The sequence below is a fragment of the Bartonella sp. OT172YNZD genome (assembly GCF_042193725.1).
In the GTDB taxonomy this organism is placed as follows: Bacteria; Pseudomonadota; Alphaproteobacteria; order Rhizobiales; family Rhizobiaceae; genus Bartonella; species Bartonella grahamii_A.
Genome location: NZ_JBHILZ010000005.1, coordinates 1 through 17,438 on the forward strand (window position 1 = coordinate 1; position 17,438 = coordinate 17,438).

Annotated in this window: 28 protein-coding genes and 2 pseudogenes; all 30 read left to right on the top strand. The window is 40.8% G+C overall.

What is annotated here, in order from left to right:
• Positions 1-63: pseudogene (locus tag ACFIJS_RS02905) on the top strand (elongation factor Tu); the annotation flags it as partial.
• A 61-nt stretch (positions 64-124) separates the two neighbouring features.
• Positions 125-433 (top strand): 30S ribosomal protein S10, encoded by a 309-nt coding sequence (gene rpsJ / locus ACFIJS_RS02910; protein WP_005773267.1) that lies wholly within the window; start codon positions 125-127, stop codon positions 431-433.
• Between the two features lie 27 nt (positions 434-460).
• Positions 461-1,198, top strand: coding sequence for a 50S ribosomal protein L3 (gene rplC / locus ACFIJS_RS02915; protein ID WP_375649781.1), 738 nt, complete (start codon positions 461-463; stop codon positions 1,196-1,198).
• A gap of 2 nt (positions 1,199-1,200) precedes the next feature.
• Positions 1,201-1,821 carry a 50S ribosomal protein L4 gene (rplD, locus tag ACFIJS_RS02920; RefSeq protein ID WP_375649784.1) on the top strand — a complete coding sequence of 207 codons (621 nt, stop codon included), beginning with the start codon at positions 1,201-1,203 and terminating at the stop codon, positions 1,819-1,821.
• Positions 1,818-2,111: a 50S ribosomal protein L23 gene (locus ACFIJS_RS02925; protein ID WP_375649786.1), complete on the top strand. Its 294-nt coding sequence runs from the start codon at positions 1,818-1,820 to the stop codon at positions 2,109-2,111. The genes rplD and ACFIJS_RS02925 overlap by 4 nt, the downstream gene beginning before the upstream one ends.
• Positions 2,112-2,132: 21 nt before the next feature.
• Entirely contained in the window at positions 2,133-2,966 is an 834-nt protein-coding gene (gene rplB / locus ACFIJS_RS02930; protein WP_375649788.1) for a 50S ribosomal protein L2, read from the top strand.
• Between the two features lie 15 nt (positions 2,967-2,981).
• Positions 2,982-3,260, top strand: coding sequence for a 30S ribosomal protein S19 (rpsS, locus tag ACFIJS_RS02935; protein WP_004855734.1), 279 nt, complete (start codon positions 2,982-2,984; stop codon positions 3,258-3,260).
• A gap of 2 nt (positions 3,261-3,262) precedes the next feature.
• Positions 3,263-3,652: a 50S ribosomal protein L22 gene (gene rplV / locus ACFIJS_RS02940; protein ID WP_375624090.1), complete on the top strand. Its 390-nt coding sequence runs from the start codon at positions 3,263-3,265 to the stop codon at positions 3,650-3,652.
• Positions 3,652-4,362, top strand: coding sequence for a 30S ribosomal protein S3 (gene rpsC / locus ACFIJS_RS02945; protein WP_015856582.1), 711 nt, complete (start codon positions 3,652-3,654; stop codon positions 4,360-4,362). The genes rplV and rpsC overlap by 1 nt, the downstream gene beginning before the upstream one ends.
• Before the next feature lie 36 nt (positions 4,363-4,398).
• Positions 4,399-4,812, top strand: coding sequence for a 50S ribosomal protein L16 (rplP, locus tag ACFIJS_RS02950; RefSeq protein WP_375649791.1), 414 nt, complete (start codon positions 4,399-4,401; stop codon positions 4,810-4,812).
• A 12-nt stretch (positions 4,813-4,824) separates the two neighbouring features.
• Positions 4,825-5,026: pseudogene (rpmC, locus tag ACFIJS_RS02955) on the top strand (50S ribosomal protein L29).
• Between the two features lie 11 nt (positions 5,027-5,037).
• Positions 5,038-5,277 carry a 30S ribosomal protein S17 gene (gene rpsQ / locus ACFIJS_RS02960; RefSeq protein WP_012231991.1) on the top strand — a complete coding sequence of 80 codons (240 nt, stop codon included), beginning with the start codon at positions 5,038-5,040 and terminating at the stop codon, positions 5,275-5,277.
• Between the two features lie 144 nt (positions 5,278-5,421).
• Complete coding sequence (rplN, locus tag ACFIJS_RS02965; protein WP_375649793.1) at positions 5,422-5,790, top strand: 50S ribosomal protein L14; 369 nt, start codon at positions 5,422-5,424, stop codon at positions 5,788-5,790.
• Positions 5,791-5,802: 12 nt separating this feature from the next.
• Positions 5,803-6,117 carry a 50S ribosomal protein L24 gene (rplX, locus tag ACFIJS_RS02970; RefSeq protein ID WP_375624084.1) on the top strand — a complete coding sequence of 105 codons (315 nt, stop codon included), beginning with the start codon at positions 5,803-5,805 and terminating at the stop codon, positions 6,115-6,117.
• Positions 6,110-6,667, top strand: a complete 558-nt coding sequence (gene rplE, locus ACFIJS_RS02975) for a 50S ribosomal protein L5 (RefSeq protein WP_375649795.1) — start codon at positions 6,110-6,112, stop codon at positions 6,665-6,667. The genes rplX and rplE overlap by 8 nt, the downstream gene beginning before the upstream one ends.
• Positions 6,668-6,691: 24 nt before the next feature.
• A complete protein-coding gene (gene rpsN / locus ACFIJS_RS02980; RefSeq protein WP_375624080.1) occupies positions 6,692-6,997 on the top strand; it encodes a 30S ribosomal protein S14 in 306 nt (101 codons plus the stop codon).
• Positions 6,998-7,011: 14 nt separating this feature from the next.
• Positions 7,012-7,410: a 30S ribosomal protein S8 gene (gene rpsH, locus ACFIJS_RS02985; RefSeq protein WP_375649798.1), complete on the top strand. Its 399-nt coding sequence runs from the start codon at positions 7,012-7,014 to the stop codon at positions 7,408-7,410.
• A gap of 39 nt (positions 7,411-7,449) precedes the next feature.
• Positions 7,450-7,983 (top strand): 50S ribosomal protein L6, encoded by a 534-nt coding sequence (gene rplF, locus ACFIJS_RS02990; protein ID WP_375649800.1) that lies wholly within the window; start codon positions 7,450-7,452, stop codon positions 7,981-7,983.
• 12 nt (positions 7,984-7,995) lie between these two features.
• Positions 7,996-8,358: a 50S ribosomal protein L18 gene (gene rplR / locus ACFIJS_RS02995; RefSeq protein ID WP_375649802.1), complete on the top strand. Its 363-nt coding sequence runs from the start codon at positions 7,996-7,998 to the stop codon at positions 8,356-8,358.
• Positions 8,359-8,469: 111 nt separating this feature from the next.
• Positions 8,470-9,018 (top strand): 30S ribosomal protein S5, encoded by a 549-nt coding sequence (rpsE, locus tag ACFIJS_RS03000; RefSeq protein ID WP_375649805.1) that lies wholly within the window; start codon positions 8,470-8,472, stop codon positions 9,016-9,018.
• Positions 9,019-9,049: 31 nt separating this feature from the next.
• Positions 9,050-9,256 carry a 50S ribosomal protein L30 gene (gene rpmD / locus ACFIJS_RS03005; protein WP_015856573.1) on the top strand — a complete coding sequence of 69 codons (207 nt, stop codon included), beginning with the start codon at positions 9,050-9,052 and terminating at the stop codon, positions 9,254-9,256.
• Positions 9,257-9,276: 20 nt separating this feature from the next.
• Positions 9,277-9,744, top strand: a complete 468-nt coding sequence (gene rplO / locus ACFIJS_RS03010; RefSeq protein WP_375649807.1) for a 50S ribosomal protein L15 — start codon at positions 9,277-9,279, stop codon at positions 9,742-9,744.
• A gap of 162 nt (positions 9,745-9,906) precedes the next feature.
• A complete protein-coding gene (secY, locus tag ACFIJS_RS03015) occupies positions 9,907-11,253 on the top strand; it encodes a preprotein translocase subunit SecY (RefSeq protein ID WP_375649979.1) in 1,347 nt (448 codons plus the stop codon).
• Entirely contained in the window at positions 11,250-11,828 is a 579-nt protein-coding gene (locus ACFIJS_RS03020; protein ID WP_375649809.1) for an adenylate kinase, read from the top strand. Before secY ends, ACFIJS_RS03020 begins: the two co-directional genes overlap by 4 nt.
• A gap of 179 nt (positions 11,829-12,007) precedes the next feature.
• Complete coding sequence (gene rpsM / locus ACFIJS_RS03025; protein ID WP_026500557.1) at positions 12,008-12,376, top strand: 30S ribosomal protein S13; 369 nt, start codon at positions 12,008-12,010, stop codon at positions 12,374-12,376.
• A 114-nt stretch (positions 12,377-12,490) separates the two neighbouring features.
• On the top strand, positions 12,491-12,880 hold the full coding sequence (gene rpsK / locus ACFIJS_RS03030) for a 30S ribosomal protein S11 (RefSeq protein WP_375649812.1): 390 nt from the start codon (positions 12,491-12,493) through the stop codon (positions 12,878-12,880).
• A 95-nt stretch (positions 12,881-12,975) separates the two neighbouring features.
• A complete protein-coding gene (locus tag ACFIJS_RS03035; RefSeq protein WP_375649814.1) occupies positions 12,976-13,989 on the top strand; it encodes a DNA-directed RNA polymerase subunit alpha in 1,014 nt (337 codons plus the stop codon).
• Between the two features lie 24 nt (positions 13,990-14,013).
• The gene (gene rplQ, locus ACFIJS_RS03040; protein ID WP_375649817.1) at positions 14,014-14,442 is read left to right on the top strand and encodes a 50S ribosomal protein L17; all 429 of its coding nucleotides are present in this window, start codon (positions 14,014-14,016) and stop codon (positions 14,440-14,442) included.
• A gap of 267 nt (positions 14,443-14,709) precedes the next feature.
• Positions 14,710-16,104 carry a DegQ family serine endoprotease gene (locus tag ACFIJS_RS03045; protein ID WP_375649819.1) on the top strand — a complete coding sequence of 465 codons (1,395 nt, stop codon included), beginning with the start codon at positions 14,710-14,712 and terminating at the stop codon, positions 16,102-16,104.
• 7 nt (positions 16,105-16,111) lie between these two features.
• Positions 16,112-17,431 carry a replication-associated recombination protein A gene (locus ACFIJS_RS03050; protein ID WP_375649981.1) on the top strand — a complete coding sequence of 440 codons (1,320 nt, stop codon included), beginning with the start codon at positions 16,112-16,114 and terminating at the stop codon, positions 17,429-17,431.
• The last annotated feature ends 7 nt before the right edge of the window (positions 17,432-17,438 follow it).

Genomic DNA, 17,438 nt, shown 5'->3' on the forward strand with positions numbered 1-17,438 from the left:
TTTGCTATTCGTGAAGGTGGTCGTACTGTTGGTGCCGGTATCGTCTCTAAGATCATTGAATAAATAATGCTTGTTGAGTGCTTTGATTATTGAAGGCACTTTGTATAACAGGGAAATAAAGAGCATGAACAGTCAAAATATTCGCATTCGCTTGAAAGCGTTTGATCATAGAATTCTTGATACGTCGACGCGTGAGATTGTATCGACTGCTAAACGTACCGGTGCAAATGTCCGTGGTCCTATTCCGCTTCCGACGCGGATTGAGAAATTTACGGTCAATCGTGGACCGCATATCGATAAGAAGAGTCGTGAGCAGTTTGAGATGCGAACACATAAGCGTCTTCTTGATATTGTTGATCCAACGCCGCAAACAGTGGATGCGCTTATGAAGCTCGATCTTTCTGCTGGTGTGGATGTAGAAATTAAGCTCTGAGGTTTGAGGACAGAAGGAACAGACCCGATGCGTTCAGGTGTAATAGCACAGAAGCTGGGCATGACCCGTATTTATAATGATGCTGGTGAGCATGTGCCGGTGACGGTACTTCGTTTGGAGAATTGTCAAGTCGTTGCTCAGCGTACAGTTGAAAAGAATGGTTATACTGCTGTTCAATTAGGTGTAGGCTTTGCTAAAGTTAATAATACTTCACAAGCTCTTCGTGGACATTTTGCTAAGGCTTCTGTTGAGCCTAAAGCCAAAATAGCGGAGTTTCGTGTGAGTCCCGACAATCTTCTTGATGTTGGTACTGAGATTACAGTAGAACATTTTGTTCCAGGGCAAAGGGTTGATGTGACTGGTACCAGTATTGGTAAGGGGTTTGCTGGTGTTATGAAACGGCATAACTTTGGTGGGCATCGTGCTTCCCATGGTAATTCGATCACACATCGCTCTCATGGTTCTACAGGGCAGTGTCAAGATCCTGGTAAAGTTTTTAAAGGTAAAAAAATGGCTGGCCATATGGGGCGAGTACGTGTAACAACACAGAATGTTGAAGTTATTTCCACTGATAGTGAGCGTGGTTTAATTTTAGTGCGTGGCGCTGTTTCTGGTTCTAAAGGTTCTTGGATTTTGATACGGGATGCTGTGAAGAAGTGTCTTCCTGATAATGCTCCAAAGCCTGCTGGTATTCGCCGTCTTGTGAAGGAGAAAACAGAAATGGTTACTCCGGTGACGGAAACCTCTGAAGTTGAGGGAGCCTAATAATGGATCTTGTAATTAAAACTCTTGATGGTAATGAAGCCGGCAAATTAAAGGTTTCTGAAGCTATTTTTGATCTTGTTCCACGTGAGGATATTTTGCAACGTGTTGTTCGTTGGCAGCTTGCACGTCGTCAGCAGGGAAATCATCAATCCCAAGGTCGTTCTGATGTGTCGCGAACAGGGGCAAAAATGTTTAAACAGAAAGGAACTGGGCGTGCTCGACATTCATCTGCACGTGCACCGCAGTTTAGAGGTGGGGGTAAGGCACATGGACCGGTGGTTCGTAGCCATGCGCATGATCTTCCTAAAAAGGTTCGTGCTCTTGGGTTACGTCTTGCTTTATCTGCAAAATTAAAAGCAAAAGATTTAATTATTGTGGATGAGTTGACTGTTAAGGATGCTAAAACGAGAATGCTTGTTTCTCATTTTTCTAAACTTGGATTTAATAACGCTCTCTTGATTGGTGGTAAAGAGATTGATATTACCTTTTTTCGTGCAGCCTCTAATATCCCTAATATTGATATTTTGCCTATTCAGGGAATTAATGTTTATGATATTTTGCGTCGCAGCAAGCTTGTTTTATCAAAGGCAGCTGTTGAGGCTCTTGAGGAGCGTTTTAAATGACAGATCTTCGCCATTATGATATAATTATTAGTCCAGTTATTACTGAAAAGTCGACTATGATTTCTGAATGTAATCAAGTTGCTTTTAATGTCGCGCCGAAAGCGACGAAGCCTGAGATTAAGGCTGCTATTGAAGCGCTTTTTAGCGTAAAAGTTAAAGCAGTTAACACGATAGTCCGTAAGGGTAAAGTGAAGCGTTTCAAAGGTATAGTTGGTCGGCAGAGTGATGTCAAAAAAGCGATCGTGACTCTGGCCAGTGGTCAGACTATCGACGTTTCGACAGGTCTTTAAAGAGGCTCGGAGATAGGAATAATGGCACTTAAGCAATTTAATCCAACAACACCTGGGCAGCGTCAGCTTGTTATTGTAGAACGTTCTTGCCTTTATAAGGGAAAACCTATAAAGATGTTGACTGAAGGTTTATCTTCAAAGGGTGGACGTAATAATCGTGGTCGTGTTACTGCCCGTTTTCAGGGTGGTGGACATAAACGTAGTTATCGGTTTATCGACTTTAAGCGTCTTAAACGTGATGTTTCAGCAAAGGTTGAGCGTTTAGAATATGATCCTAATCGTACCGCTTTTATTGCTTTAATTCGCTATGAGGATGGGCAATTGAGTTATATTCTTGCGCCACAGCGTCTTGCTGTTGGTGATTCTGTTATGGCTGGTTTAAATGTGGATGTTAAACCAGGTAATGCTATGCCTCTTGGTAATATGCCCGTAGGCACAATTATTCATAATGTTGAGATGAAGCCAGGAAAAGGGGGGCAGATTGCACGTTCAGCAGGTGCTTATGCGCAGTTGGTTGGGCGAGATCATGGTATGGCTATTCTTCGTTTAAATTCTGGTGAACAGCGTTTGGTTCCTAGTAGCTGTTTTGCAACTGTTGGCGCTGTTTCAAATCCTGATCATGGGAATATTAATGATGGTAAAGCAGGTCGGTCACGTTGGCGTGGTAAACGTCCACATGTTCGTGGTGTTGCTATGAACCCCGTTGATCATCCGCACGGTGGTGGTGAAGGTCGTACATCGGGGGGGCGCCATCCAGTATCTCCTTGGGGTAACCCTACGAAAGGTAAGCGTACGCGCTCCAATAAAGCCACTGATAAATTTATTATGCGTACGCGTCATCAACGCAAGAAATGAGAAAGGTAGTCTGAAGTGGTTCGTTCAGTTTGGAAAGGTCCGTTTGTTGACGGCTATCTTCTTGGTAAAGCAGAAAAGGTACGTGCAAGTGGGCGCAATGAAGTTATAAAAATATGGAGTCGTCGCTCTACTATTTTACCGCAATTTGTTGGTTTAACTTTTGGTGTCTACAACGGTAATAAGCATATTCCTGTTTCTGTTTCTGAAGAGATGGTTGGACATAAGTTTGGTGAGTTCGCTCCTACCCGGACTTATTATGGTCATGGTGCTGATAAAAAAGCGAAGAGGAAGTAGGAATGGGAAAAGCTAAAGTTTCGCGCCAGCTTAAAGATAATGAAGCAAGAGCTGTTACACGGACAATTCGTGTTAGTCCGCAGAAGCTTAATTTAGTTGCTGCAATGATTCGTGGTAAAAGAGTTAATGTAGCACTCGCTGATTTGATGTTTTCACGCAAGCGTATTGCTGCTACTGTGAAAAAAACGCTTGAATCAGCGATTGCAAATGCAGAAAATAACCACGATCTTGATATTGATTCGCTTATTGTGGCCGAAGCTTATGTTGGTAAGTCGATAGTGATGAAGCGCTTTCATGTTCGTGGTCGAGGGCGTGCTAGTAGAATTGAACGTCCATTTTCGCATCTTACTGTTATTGTTCGTGAAGTTACCGAAAAAGTGGAGGCCGCGTAATGGGTCAGAAGATCAATCCAATAGGACTTCGTCTTGGTGTTAATCGGACTTGGGACTCTCGTTGGTATGCTGATAGTGGTGAATATGGACGCCTTCTTCATGAAGATTTGAAAATTCGTTCATATGTGCTTGAAGAGCTTAAACAGGCCGCTATTTCTAAGGTTGTTATTGAGCGTCCTCATAAAAAGTGTCGTATTACGATTCATTCTGCACGTCCTGGTTTGATTATTGGTAAAAAGGGTGCTGATATCGAAAAGCTTCGTCGTAAGCTCTCAGAAATGACGGATGCTGAAACTTCATTGAATATTGTGGAGATTCGTAAACCGGAGATTGATGCGACGATTATTGCACAATCAATTGCTCAACAGTTAGAGCGTCGTGTTGCTTTTCGTCGTGCAATGAAGCGTGCTGTTCAGTCTGCTATGCGTCTTGGTGCGGAAGGTATTCGTATCAATTGTTCTGGCCGTCTTGGTGGTGCTGAAATTGCTCGTATGGAATGGTATCGTGAAGGTCGTGTTCCACTTCATACCTTGCGTTCTGATGTTGATTACGGTACAGCAGAAGCTAAGACCGCTTATGGTATTTGTGGTATTAAAGTTTGGGTCTTTAAGGGTGAGATTCTTGAACATGATCCGATGGCTTCGGAACGTCGTGCAACGGAAGTTGATCAATCTGGTTCTTCGTCGAATCGTCGCCGCGAAAATGCTTAGTTTTTAAGATTGAACTAAAATTTGGAGTAGAGAACAATGTTGCAGCCAAAGCGCACAAAGTTCCGTAAACAGTTCAAGGGCCGTATTCACGGTTTTGCGAAGGGTGGTACGGATTTGAATTTCGGTGCTTACGGTTTGAAGGCTGTTGAGCCAGAGCGGGTTACGGCTCGTCAAATTGAAGCGGCGCGCCGTGCGATTACACGTTATATGAAGCGTTCTGGTCGTGTGTGGATTCGCATTTTTCCAGATCTTCCGGTTACATCGAAACCGACTGAAGTTCGCATGGGTAAAGGTAAGGGAAGTGTCGACTATTGGGCTGCACGTGTCGCTCCTGGACGCATCATGTTTGAGCTTGATGGAATTCCTGAGGATGTTGCACGTGAAGCATTAAGATTGGGTGCTGCAAAGTTGCCTATAAAAACGCGTTTCATCCAGCGTATTGCTGAATAATGAGGTTAAGCGATGAGAGCCACAGAATTACGGGCGCAAACGCTCGACCAAATGAAAGATGAATTGGCTAAGTTAAAGAAAGAGCAATTTAATTTGCGTTTTCAAAAAGCAACAGGTCAATTAGAAAAGACTGCGCGCGTTAGACAAGTTCGTCGTGATATTGCGCGTATTAAAACTTTTCTTCGTCAAAAGATTAAGTGAAAGTAAGGTTTAAGGAAATAAGAAATGCCTAAACGCGTTTTGCAGGGTGTTGTTATTAGCGACAAAAGTGATAAGACTGTTGTTGTCAAAGTTGAGCGCCGTTATTCTCATCCGCTTCTTAAGAAGACTGTTCGGCAGTCTAAAAATTATAAAGCGCATGACGAAAACAACCAATTCAAGATTGGGGATCAAGTTTCTATTCAAGAATCTAGACCAATTTCGAAAGATAAATGTTGGATTGTTGTAAAAGACAATGTAGCGTAATGAGTTAAGTTTATTGTTTTAGAATTTAACGGTGTTTTTATCATTGATAAATTTGAAGGCGATAACTTTATTGTTATTTGGCAGGCAAATCCGAGTGTATAAAAGGTACAATTGGATATATGTGTTAAGAGAAGGTGCCCAGTCATGATTCAGATGCAAACAAACCTCGACGTTGCTGATAATTCTGGTGCTCGTCGTGTCATGTGCATCAAGGTGTTAGGTGGTTCAAAGCGGAAATATGCTTCGGTCGGTGACATTATTGTTGTTTCGGTTAAGGATGCTATTCCTCGTGGCCGTGTTAAAAAAGGTGATGTTATGAAAGCTGTTGTGGTTCGTACTGCTAAGGATATTCGTCGTGCAGATGGTAGTGTCATTCGTTTTGATAGTAATGCTGCGGTTTTAGTGGATAATAAAAAAGAGCCGGTTGGTACTCGTATCTTTGGACCTGTTCCTCGCGAATTGCGTGGTGGGAATCATATGAAGATCATCTCGCTCGCTCCTGAGGTTTTGTAAGGAGTAAATGTTGTGCAGAAGATTCGAAAAGGTGATAAAGTTGTTGTTTTATCCGGTAAGGATAAAGGATGTAGTGGTGAAGTAATTAAGGTTAGTCCAAAAGAGAATAAGGCTTTTGTTCGTGGGATTAATATGATTAAACGTCATCAACGTCAAACGCAGAAGCAAGAAGCTGGAATTATTTCTAAAGAAGCTCCGATTCATCTGTCTAATTTGGCGATTGCTGATCCTAAAGATGGTAAGCCTACACGTGTAGGCTTTCGTATGAATGCAGATGGTAATAAAGTGCGTTTTGCCAAGCGTTCGGGAGATTTAATTAATGGCTGAGGACAGACAAATACCGCGTATGAAAGTGCATTATTTTGAAGTGATTCGTAAAGTGCTTCAAGAGAAGTTTAATTACAGAAATGCGATGCAAATTCCGCGGATTGATAAAATTGTAATAAATATGGGGATAGGTGAAGCAACTGCTGATTCAAAGAAGCCTTCCCTCGCTGCTGAGGATTTAGGGCTAATAACAGGTCAGAAGGCTGTTGTTACGCGTGCGCGTAATTCTATTGCGACCTTTAAGGTTCGTGAAGGAATGCCTCTTGGGGCTAAAGTTACATTGCGTAAAGATCGTATGTTTGAGTTTTTAGATCGTCTTGTTACGATTGCTCTTCCACGGGTTCGTGACTTTCGTGGTTTAAATCCAAAGAGTTTTGATGGTCGTGGCAATTTTGCTATGGGTATTAAAGAACACATTGTATTTCCAGAAATCAACTATGATAAAGTTGATCAAATTTGGGGCATGGATATTATCGTTTGTACGACAGCAAAAACGGATGATGAAGCTCGTGAGTTATTGCGTGCTTTTAATTTTCCTTTTCGTTCGTAACGGCAAACGTAGTGAGGTGAAATTATGGCCAAAGTAAGTGCCGTTGAAAAAAATAAGCGTCGTGAGGTGATGGTAAAGCGTTATGCTGCCCGTCGTGCACGTTTGAAAGCAGTAGTTATGGATCAGAAGGTTTCTCTTGAAGAACGTTTTAAAGCTTCTGTTCAGTTGGCAGAGTTGCCGCGTAATTCTTCGAAAGTTCGTATTCGTAATCGCTGTGAGGTTTCAGGTCGTCCGCGGGCTTATTATCGTAAATTAAAAATGTCGCGAATTGCGTTGCGTGAGCTTGGCTCTATTGGCCATATTCCTGGTATTGTAAAGTCTAGTTGGTAAGAGGAGATTATTTAATGTCTATGTCAGATCCTCTTGGTGATATGTTAACGCGTATTCGTAATGCACTTGGTCGTAAAAAAAGTAAAGTAGTTACTCCAGCTTCGAAGCTTCGTGCGCATGTTCTTGATGTTCTTCAGTCTGAAGGTTATATTCGCGGATATAATCAAATTGATTTAGGTGATGGGAAAGCTGAAATTGAAATCGAATTGAAGTATTTTGAAGGGTTGGCTGCTATTCGTGAGATTTCACGTGTATCAAAGCCAGGTCGTCGTGTGTATGTTTCTGCTAAGTCACTTCCACAGGTGGCAAATGGTCTTGGTATTTCGATTTTATCGACTCCTAAAGGCGTTATGGCAGATCATGAGGCGCGTGAACAGAATGTTGGTGGAGAACTCCTTTGTCGTGTTTTCTAAGTTATGTCAAGAAAACGGAAGAAAAAGTAGGTTAGAAGAATGTCTCGTATTGGAAAGAAACCCGTTTCAATTCCTTCTGGAGTTACTGCTACTGTTGAAGGTCAGCTGGTTAAGGCAAAAGGTCCAAAAGGTGAGCTGAGTTACGTCGTCAATGATGAAGTCTTAGTCAAGTTTGAGGAAAATATCATATCAGTTATGCCGCGGGATCAGTCAAAAGATGCGCGTTCTAAATGGGGTATGTCGCGCTCAATGATTGAGAATATTTTTTGCGGTGTGAAAGATGGTTTTGAAAAGAGATTGGAGATTAATGGGGTTGGTTATCGTGCTGCTTTGCAGGGTAAGGATGTTCAACTATCTCTAGGCTTTTCGCATGATGTGGTTTATAAAGTTCCATCGGGTGTTACTGTGACTGTTCCTAAGCCAACAGAAATTGTTATTTTTGGAATTGATAAGCAGAAAGTTGGACAAGTTGCAGCAGAGATTCGTGAGTATCGTAGGCCTGAGCCTTATAAAGGTAAAGGTGTTAAGCATGCAGATGAACGTATCTTTCGTAAAGAAGGTAAAAAGAAATAAGGATTTTGTATTATGGTTTCATCTAAGGACATTATCCAACGTCGTGCAAGGCGTGTTCGTCGTAGAGTTAAAATGGTTTCTCATGATCGTCCTCGTCTTAGTGTTTATCGTTCAAATCAGAACATTTATGCTCAAGTTATCGATGATTTACGGGGATGTACACTTGTTTCAGCCTCTACTCTTGAAAGTGATTTAAAAAAGTCGTTAAAGAGTGGTGCTGATAAAAAAGCGGCCTTCGCTGTTGGTAAGTTAATTGCTGAGCGTGCGAAGAAAGTGGGTGTTAATGAGGTGGTTTTTGATCGTGGAGCCTATGTGTACCATGGTCGAGTCAAAGCTTTAGCTGAAGCTGCTCGTGAAGGTGGTTTGAATTTCTAAAATTTCTTATTTATGAATGAGTAAGGAGAGTTTAGAGTGTTTCATTTAAGTTCTTCCAGTTTGATGAGGGACTTTGTTATCGTGCTTCCGGAAAAGAAAAAGGAATGAGGAATGGCACAAAAAGAACGTGGTGAGAGAGAAGAACGCGATAATGAATTTGTCGATAGGCTAGTTCATATCAATCGTGTTGCTAAAGTTGTAAAGGGTGGTCGGCGTTTTGGTTTTGCCGCTCTTGTTGTCATTGGAGATCAAAAAGGGCGTGTGGGTTTTGGACATGGTAAAGCCCGTGAAGTTCCAGAAGCCGTTCGTAAAGCAACGGAATCTGCAAAACGTGGGATGATTTATGTTCCGCTTCGGTCTGGACGTACATTGCATCATGATCTTGAAGGGCATCACGGAGCTGGGCGTGTTTTGCTACGTTCGGCTTCTGCTGGTACTGGTATTATTGCTGGGGGGCCTATGCGTGCTATTTTTGAAGCTCTTGGTATACAGGATGTCGTTGCAAAATCACTAGGATCGTCGAATCCTTATAACATGGTTCGTGCAACGTTTGATGCGTTGAAACATCAAATGCATCCTAGAGATATTGCTGCTCAACGTGGTATAAAATATTCGACTTTGCAGGCGCGTCGTCGCCATTCAGTCGATCTAGAAGGATAGTTTCTGAGATTATCAGAAAAGGAATTAAGAAATGGTTCAGAAAAAATCTCAGAGTGGTAAAACTATTACGGTGGAGCAAATTGGAAGCCCTATTCGAAACTCACAGATTCAGCGTGCAACCTTAAAGGGGCTTGGACTAAATAAAATGCGTCGTCGGCGCGTTTTAGATGATACACTTTGTGTGCGGGGTATGATTGCTCAGGTTCGGCATCTTGTTCGCGTTATAGATGAAGGTTAAGGGTTGCGGGAGTATTAGATATGAAACTCAATGAACTGCGTGATTGCGAAGGCGCAACAAAAAATCGTAAGCGTGTTGGGCGTGGTATTGGTTCCGGTACGGGTAAGACTGGTGGCCGTGGTGTAAAAGGGCAAAAGTCGCGTTCTGGTGTTTCCCTTAATGGTTTTGAAGGAGGGCAAATGCCTATCTATCGTCGTTTGCCAAAACGTGGATTTAGAAATTTCTTTGCTAAAAACTACAATGAAGTTTCACTAGGGCGTATTCAGGTGGCAGTTGATGCAGGTAAGTTGAATATTGAAAAGCCTGTTGATATGATTGTTTTGAAAGAAGCTGGTATTATTCGTCGTGAAAAAGATGGGGTTCGTCTTCTTTCTGATGGTGATTTGAAGGCTAAGATTATCTTTCATGTTTCTGGTGCTTCACAAGCTGCTCGTGTTAAGATTGAACAAGCGGGTGGTCAGGTTATTTTTCCTGATATTGCTCAATAATTTTTTTAATATGAGTAGAGACCTAAAGAAGAGTTACATCTGTTCTGTGGGATCGTTTGTGGAGAATTTTTTAAGTTCTGTATCTATTTGTGTATGCATATATGAATTTTAGGGTTATACTTCTTTGATTTAAAGAACTGGAGTGTGAAGTGGAGACGTTTTATGGCATCAGCAGCAGAGCAATTTGCTTCCAATATAAACTTCGGGACCTTTTCGCGTGCAACTGAATTAAAGAAACGCATCTGGTTTACTCTGTCGGCGCTTCTTGTATATCGTTTTGGTACTTACATCTCTCTTCCAGGTATTAATATCGATGCTTTGCGGCAAACATTTGAACATCACGCGTCGGGTGTATTAGGACTGTTTAATATGTTTGCTGGAGGTGCCGTTGGGCGTATGGCTATTTTTGCGCTGGGTATTATGCCTTATATATCGGCATCTATTATTGTGCAATTGTTAACATCTATTATTCCTTCTTTGGAAACTCTTAAAAAAGAAGGGGAAGTAGGTCGTAAGATTATCAATCAATATACGCGTTATGTAACAGTAGTATTGGCAATTCTACAAGCTTTTGGTATTGCGGTTGCGCTTGAAAGCGGTATAGGGACGGGGCTTCAAATTGTTTTAGAGCCAGGTCTTATGTTTCGTATTTCTTCTGTTATTACACTTGTCGGCGGAACGATGTTTCTCATGTGGCTTGGCGAGCAAATTACGTCACGTGGTGTTGGTAATGGGGTTTCGCTTATCATCTTTACGGGGATTGTAGCCAACTTTCCTTCTACTTTTGCTCAGCTTTTGACAGCTCATAGTCAGGCTGATTTATCAACTTTTCTTTTAATAGGAATCGTTCTTATTGCTGTTTTGGTTATTGGGCTTATTGTTTTTATAGAGCGTGCGCAACGGCGAATTCTTATCCAGTATCCAAAACGTCAGGTTGGTAATCAAATGTTTCAAGGAGATATGTCGCATCTTCCTTTAAAGTTGAATACTGCTGGTGTTATTCCACCTATTTTTGCTTCATCTTTATTGTTATTACCTGCCACTATTAATAATTTTTCTGATAAAATGCCACAATGGGTTCAGGCGATTTCTTATGCTCTTAGTCATGGACAGCCACTTTATATGATTGTTTATGCATTTTTAATGGCGTTTTTTTGCTTTTTTTATACAGCTATTGTTTTTAATCCAAGTGATACTGCAGATCAGTTGAAAAAACATTCTGGTTTTATTCCAGGGATTCGTCCAGGTGAGCGTACAGCCGAATATATTGATTACGTTTTGACGCGTATTACTGTTGTGGGCGCTATTTATATTATCTTGGTTTGTTTGTTACCTGAATTTATGATATCTGCATTACAGGTTCCTTTTTATCTTGGGGGAACATCCTTGTTGATTGTTGTTACTGTTACACTTGATACGGTTGCTCAAATTCAGGGGTATCTTGTTGCTCACCAATATGAAGGGTTGATAAAAAAATCAAAACTTCGTGGGGGTAGAAGGAATCGATGAGAGTTATTCTTTTAGGTCCTCCTGGAGCGGGAAAAGGTACGCAAGCAAAAATGTTGACTGAGGAATATAACATTCCTCATTTATCAACAGGGGATATGTTGCGTGAGGTGATTGCCAAAGAAACGGAGATTGGTAAAAAAGCTAAAGCTATTATAAGTTCTGGTGCTTTAGTTCCTGATAGTATTGTTAACCAAATCGTATCAGATCGGATTGATGAAACTGATTGTGTAAACGGTTTTGTTTTGGATGGATATCCGCGAACTGTGGGGCAGGCAGAAGCGTTACAACAGATACTGGAGTCAAAAAATACGCGGCTTAATGCTGTTATTGAGTTGTGTGTTGATGAAGACGTGTTGATTGAACGTATGAAGAAGCGCGTTGAGGAAGCGATAGCGGCTGGTGGACAAGTTCGTTTAGATGACAATCCTGTTGCTTTTGCAAAAAGATTAGTAGAATATCGTGAAAAAACAGCTCCCTTATCAAAATTTTATTCAGAGAGGGGAATGTTGAAGGTTATTGATGGAATGATTGGTATTGCTGAAGTGACACGTATGATTAGAGGGTTTCTTTCATGAGATTTTTTTTAAAATAAATGAAAAGAGTTGACTTTTGAGATGAAATCTATCAGAAGTAGATTTAATTTATTTTAGTGAAATAAGAGGATTCGGAAGAATTTTTTTCTGAGTCTATTTTTTTCTGTAAGGTGTATCAGGTATTTTATAACAATTTGTCAAAATAACTAAGGAGAGTAGGCGTGGCTCGTATTGCTGGCGTCAATATCCCGACAAATAAGCGTGTAATTATTGCGCTTCAATATATCCACGGGATTGGACCGAAATTTGCTCAGGAAATTATTGAAAGAGTTGGCATTCCCTTGGGGCGTCGTGTGCATGAACTTTCAGATGCTGAAGTGCTGCAGATTCGTGAGGCGATAGATCAGGGTTATCAAGTTGAAGGTGATCTTCGTCGTGAGGTTGCTATGAATGTTAAGCGTTTGATGGACCTTGGTTGTTATCGAGGATTGCGTCACCGCCGGTCTTTGCCTGTCCGAGGGCAGCGTACACATACGAATGCCCGTACGCGTAAAGGGCCAGCTAAGGCAATTGCCGGTAAGAAGAAATAAGATTCTTCGTGGAAGGTTTTTATATATTCTATTTCTTGTTTGATTTGTTTGACAAGGAAAAGAAGGTGGAGCTGCTGATGTTACGGCAGTGATGAGATCGCTGAAAGGGAAATTATGGCCAAGGAAGTCACACGTGTTCGTCGTCGTGAACGTAAAAATATTTCTTCGGGTGTTGTGCATATTAATTCAACATTTAATAACACAATGATTACTATTACTGATGCTCAGGGTAATACAATTGCTTGGTCATCTGCGGGGGCTCAAGGGTTTAAAGGTGCGCGTAAATCGACTCCTTTTGCTGCTCAAGTTGCTGCGGAGGATTGTGCAAGAAAAGCGCAAGAGCATGGTATGCGTTCTTTGGAAGTTGAAGTTTGTGGACCTGGATCAGGGCGTGAATCTGCTCTACGTGCATTGCAATCTGTTGGTTTTATCATTACTTCTATTCGTGATGTAACACCAATCCCTCATAATGGATGTCGTCCGCGGAAAAGGCGGCGTGTTTAATTGGGTGTTGTTTTTTTGTTGTCGGAGATTTCTCTGATGTTCACATTGGTCGTTACGATTGAATGGTAACGGAACTAAAGAACGGGAATAAAAATATGATTCAGAAAAACTGGCAGGAACTTATTAAACCCAATAAGGTTGAATCGTGTGCGCATGATAATCCAAATATTATAAGTGTGATTGCTGAACCTCTTGAGCGGGGTTTTGGCTTAACGTTAGGAAATGCACTTCGTCGCGTGTTGTTATCTTCGCTTCGTGGTGCTGCTATTACTGCTGTACAGATTGACGGTGTCTTGCATGAATTTTCATCGATTCCAGGTGTGCGTGAGGATGTTACGGATATTATTTTGAATATAAAAGAAATTGCGCTTCGTATGGAAGAGGAAGGGCCTAAACGTGTCGTCGTTTATAAAGAGGGGCCTGGTGTCGTGAAAGCGGGAGATATCAATACCGTTGGGGATATGGCAATTCTAAATCCAGATCATGTTATTTGTACTCTTGACGAAGATGCTGAAATTCGTATGGAATTTATTGTCAATACAGGAAAGGGGTATGTTCCATCTGATCGTAATTGTGTTGATGATGCACGTATAGGACTTATTCCAATTGATAGTCTTTATTCACCAATTCGTAAAGTGTCTTATAAAGTGGAAAATACGCGTGAAGGTCAAGTTTTGGATTATGATAAATTGACCTTAACGATTGAAACGAATGGTGCTGTTAATGGAGAGGATGCTGTTGCTTTTGCAGCACGCATTCTTCAGGATCAATTATCGTTATTTATTAACTTTGAAGAGCCACAGAAGGAGCCTGTTGAAGAGGCTGATTCTGAGCTTTCGTTTAATCCTGCACTTCTCAAAAAAGTGGATGAATTAGAACTTTCAGTTCGTTCGGCAAATTGTCTTAAGAATGATAATATTGTCTATATTGGTGATCTTATTCAAAAAACAGAATCTGAAATGCTTCGGACACCGAATTTTGGTCGCAAATCGTTGAATGAGATTAAAGAAGTTTTGGCATGTATGGGTTTACATCTTGGGATGGAAATTCCTGCGTGGCCGCCTGAAAACATTGATGATCTTGCAAAACGTTATGAAGACCAATATTAAAATTAGAATTTAAGGAGAGGGTTTATGCGCCATAGTAAGTCAGGACGCAAGTTGAACCGTACTGCCAGTCACCGTAAAGCGATGTTTGCAAATATGGCAACTTCGTTGATTGAGCATGAGCAGATTGTGACAACGCTTCCAAAGGCTAAAGAAATTCGTCCTATTGTTGAAAAACTCGTTACTCTTGGTAAGCGTGGTGGTTTGCATGCACGTCGGCAAGCAATTGCAGTACTTCGTGATGCAGGAAAGGTTGCAAAATTATTTGATACGCTTGCGCCACGTTATGCATCACGCAACGGTGGATATTTGCGTATTATGAAAGCGGGGTTTCGTACCGGTGATAATGCGCCTATGGCTGTTATAGAATTTGTTGATCGTGATGTTGAAGCGAAGGGTGCTGGGGATCGTGCTCGCATAGAGGTTTCTGAGAATGAAAAGGGGACATCTTCGTAGAATTTTTTATTCTGTTGGATTTTTAAAGGCCGCCTTGTCTTAGGCGGTTTTTTTGTGAGCATTTTAAAGTTTGTTTTAGTTGAGAAATAGGTTCAGAAAGAAAATTATAGGACATTGCATTATTTTATTTTTATAATATTTATTGTTTAAATAGGTTGTTTTTATTCTCTATTATGAAATATTAATAGAGATCCTTAGTTTGCGGGGATGAGTTTTTTAATTCTATTAATCTTCAACAGAATGTGCTGATTTTATAAGGAGTGGATTATGAGATATTCTTTTTGGGTGCGGATTTTTTTTGCAATTATGATGCAGATATCATTTGATCATGTATATGCTCATGTCCCTCAAACACAAACAGAAATCACTCTTTCATTTGCTCCTTTAGTTAAAAAGACAGTTCCATCTGTTGTAAATATTTATGCAGCTCGACAAATTAGAGCAAGATCACCTTTTGAAGGCGATCCATTTTTTGAGCAATTTTTTGGTCGTTTTCAAAATAATTTGCCTGTTCGCAAGCAATCGTCATTAGGATCAGGGGTGATTGTTGATGCACGTGGTTTGATTGTTACAAATTACCACGTCATTAAAGATGCAAGCGAAATTAAAGTGGCTTTTTCTGATGGGCGGGAGTTTGAGAGTAAGATCGTGCTCAAAGATGAAGCAACTGATATTGCAATTCTTAAAGTTGAGGAAAAAGATGCTCAATTCCCTGTTCTTTCTTTGGGAAATTCTGATGCTGTTGAAGTTGGTGATCTTGTTCTTGCTATTGGTAACCCTTTCGGTGTTGGTCAAACAGTTACAAGTGGTATTGTTTCAGCGCAAGCGCGTACACGTGTTGGGATTTCTGATTTTGACTTTTTTATTCAAACAGACGCTGCCATTAATCCAGGGAATTCTGGTGGTGCTTTAATCGATATGAAAGGTCAGTTAATCGGGATTAATACGGCTATTTATTCGCGTTCCGGTGGTTCTGTAGGGATTGGTTTTGCTATTCCAGTTAATCTTGTAAAAGTGATGCTTGATACTGTTAAACGCGGTGGAAAATATTTTGTGCCGCCTTATATTGGGGCTTCTTTTCAAAATGTTACACCTGATATTGCTGGTGGTTTAGGTTTAGAACGTCCCTATGGTGCTCTGATTATTGAAGTTATCAAAGATAGTCCTGCTGAAAAAGCTGGATTGAAAGTAGGTGATGTTATTTTGAGTGTGCAGGGGGTACGCGTTGATAGTCCAGATAGTCTTGGGTATCGTTTGATGACAGCTGATGTTGGACATAGTCTTACTTTGGAATATTTACGAAGTGGAAAAACTTTAAAAACACAAATAACAATTTCATCGATATCAGAAACTGCATTTTTAAAATCTGAAAAAATTATGGGTGACAGTCCTCTTGCTGGTGCTGAAGTGTTAGATTTAACACCGCAAAATAGTCGACGTTTTCATCTTCCTATATCTGCAAAAGGGGTTGTGATTACCAATCTTGATGAAATGAGCAATGCAGCTGGAATTTTTCAGTCAGGAGATATTCTACGTGTTGTAAATGGCCATAAAATTCAAACAGTTCATCAGTTGAAAAAGGTTCTTATGCAAGCTCGTTCGCGTACTTGGCAATTGGAATATGAACGTGATGGTATGTATATTCGCCAATTTATTCGGTGAGGTTTATTTGAAGAAAGATTTTTTTACTTCGTCGTTTGATTTTCAAGTTAATAAAAATCAGCCACTTGCAGAAAGAATGCGCCCTTGCTCTCTTAATGATGTTGTGGGACAAAAGCATTTGATTGGAGAGGATGGTTTGCTTTCACGTATGGTGGCCACTGGCTCAATTGGGTCGATGATTTTTTGGGGACCTCCAGGGACAGGAAAAACGACCGTTGCACGTTTGTTAGCACTTGAAACAAATTTTGCGTTTGAACAGGTTTCTGCTATTTTTATAGGAGTTTCTGAACTTAAAAAGATTTTTGAAGTTGCGCAGAGGCGTTTTATATCTGGGGATAAAACACTTCTCTTTGTTGATGAAATTCATCGGTTTAATCGTGCGCAGCAGGATAGTTTTCTTTCTGTGATGGAAGATGGTACTGTAGTACTTATAGGTGCAACAACTGAAAATCCTTCTTTTCAACTTAATGCTGCTCTTCTTTCGCGTGCACGTGTTTTAACATTTCTTTCTCATGATCATGAAAGTTTGGATATGCTTTTGAGGCGTGCTGAAGAAGTGGAGGGAAAAATTCTTCCCTTGAATAATGATGCTAGAGACGTTTTGATAGAGATGTCTGATGGTGACGCGCGGGTAGCGTTAACATTGGCAGAAGAAGTTTGGTCTATTGCACCATTGGGAGAGATTCTTGATGTTGTTGCTTTGCAAAAAGTTATTCAGCGCCGTGCGCCCATTTATGATAAAGGACGAGATGGGCATTATAATCTCATTTCAGCGTTGCATAAATCCGTTCGTGGATCTGATCCTGATGCTGCGCTTTATTATTTGGCACGTATGTTGGATGCTGGTGAAGATCCTCTCTATATTGGGCGAAGATTGGTTCGTATGGCCGTTGAAGATGTTGGTTTGGCGGATCCTCAAGCTCTTGTCATTTGTAATGCAGCAAAAGATGCCTATGATTATTTAGGATCACCAGAAGGAGAATTGGCTTTGGCGCAAGCATGTCTTTATGTTGCAACTGCGCCAAAGTCAAATGCAACATATCTCGCGTATAAAGCAGCACTGCGTTGTGCGCGCAAAAATGGCTCTTTATCACCTCCTAAGCATATTCTTAATGCTCCTACGAAATTTATGAAGGAGGAAGGGTATGGAAATGGTTATTGTTATGACCATGATGAACCGGACGCTTTTTCAGGACAAGAATATTTTCCCGAAAAACTTGGACGTCAGAGTTATTATAAACCAGTTGAGCGTGGTTTTGAGCGTGAAATTGTGAAACGTCTTGAGTGGTGGAAACAACTGCGCAAAAAACGTAAAGATCAAAAATAAAATTTGA

What these genes read in the sequence shown, in the direction of transcription:
- ACFIJS_RS03035 (WP_375649814.1), top strand. Translation starts at nt 12,976, where the DNA reads ATGATTCAGAAAAACTGGCAGGAACTTATTAAACCCAATAAGGTTGAA.
- rplR (WP_375649802.1), top strand. Translation starts at nt 7,996, where the DNA reads ATGGTTTCATCTAAGGACATTATCCAACGTCGTGCAAGGCGTGTTCGT.
- secY (WP_375649979.1), top strand. Translation starts at nt 9,907, where the DNA reads ATGGCATCAGCAGCAGAGCAATTTGCTTCCAATATAAACTTCGGGACC.
- rplE (WP_375649795.1), top strand. Translation starts at nt 6,110, where the DNA reads ATGGCTGAGGACAGACAAATACCGCGTATGAAAGTGCATTATTTTGAA.
- rplV (WP_375624090.1), top strand. Translation starts at nt 3,263, where the DNA reads ATGGGAAAAGCTAAAGTTTCGCGCCAGCTTAAAGATAATGAAGCAAGA.
- rplC (WP_375649781.1), top strand. Translation starts at nt 461, where the DNA reads ATGCGTTCAGGTGTAATAGCACAGAAGCTGGGCATGACCCGTATTTAT.
- rpsE (WP_375649805.1), top strand. Translation starts at nt 8,470, where the DNA reads ATGGCACAAAAAGAACGTGGTGAGAGAGAAGAACGCGATAATGAATTT.
- rplP (WP_375649791.1), top strand. Translation starts at nt 4,399, where the DNA reads ATGTTGCAGCCAAAGCGCACAAAGTTCCGTAAACAGTTCAAGGGCCGT.
- rplN (WP_375649793.1), top strand. Translation starts at nt 5,422, where the DNA reads ATGATTCAGATGCAAACAAACCTCGACGTTGCTGATAATTCTGGTGCT.
- rpmD (WP_015856573.1), top strand. Translation starts at nt 9,050, where the DNA reads ATGGTTCAGAAAAAATCTCAGAGTGGTAAAACTATTACGGTGGAGCAA.
- rplF (WP_375649800.1), top strand. Translation starts at nt 7,450, where the DNA reads ATGTCTCGTATTGGAAAGAAACCCGTTTCAATTCCTTCTGGAGTTACT.
- rplD (WP_375649784.1), top strand. Translation starts at nt 1,201, where the DNA reads ATGGATCTTGTAATTAAAACTCTTGATGGTAATGAAGCCGGCAAATTA.
- rplO (WP_375649807.1), top strand. Translation starts at nt 9,277, where the DNA reads ATGAAACTCAATGAACTGCGTGATTGCGAAGGCGCAACAAAAAATCGT.
- ACFIJS_RS03045 (WP_375649819.1), top strand. Translation starts at nt 14,710, where the DNA reads ATGAGATATTCTTTTTGGGTGCGGATTTTTTTTGCAATTATGATGCAG.
- rpsN (WP_375624080.1), top strand. Translation starts at nt 6,692, where the DNA reads ATGGCCAAAGTAAGTGCCGTTGAAAAAAATAAGCGTCGTGAGGTGATG.
- rplB (WP_375649788.1), top strand. Translation starts at nt 2,133, where the DNA reads ATGGCACTTAAGCAATTTAATCCAACAACACCTGGGCAGCGTCAGCTT.
- rpsC (WP_015856582.1), top strand. Translation starts at nt 3,652, where the DNA reads ATGGGTCAGAAGATCAATCCAATAGGACTTCGTCTTGGTGTTAATCGG.
- rplQ (WP_375649817.1), top strand. Translation starts at nt 14,014, where the DNA reads ATGCGCCATAGTAAGTCAGGACGCAAGTTGAACCGTACTGCCAGTCAC.
- rpsQ (WP_012231991.1), top strand. Translation starts at nt 5,038, where the DNA reads ATGCCTAAACGCGTTTTGCAGGGTGTTGTTATTAGCGACAAAAGTGAT.
- ACFIJS_RS02925 (WP_375649786.1), top strand. Translation starts at nt 1,818, where the DNA reads ATGACAGATCTTCGCCATTATGATATAATTATTAGTCCAGTTATTACT.
- rpsJ (WP_005773267.1), top strand. Translation starts at nt 125, where the DNA reads ATGAACAGTCAAAATATTCGCATTCGCTTGAAAGCGTTTGATCATAGA.
- ACFIJS_RS03020 (WP_375649809.1), top strand. Translation starts at nt 11,250, where the DNA reads ATGAGAGTTATTCTTTTAGGTCCTCCTGGAGCGGGAAAAGGTACGCAA.
- rpsK (WP_375649812.1), top strand. Translation starts at nt 12,491, where the DNA reads ATGGCCAAGGAAGTCACACGTGTTCGTCGTCGTGAACGTAAAAATATT.
- rpsH (WP_375649798.1), top strand. Translation starts at nt 7,012, where the DNA reads ATGTCTATGTCAGATCCTCTTGGTGATATGTTAACGCGTATTCGTAAT.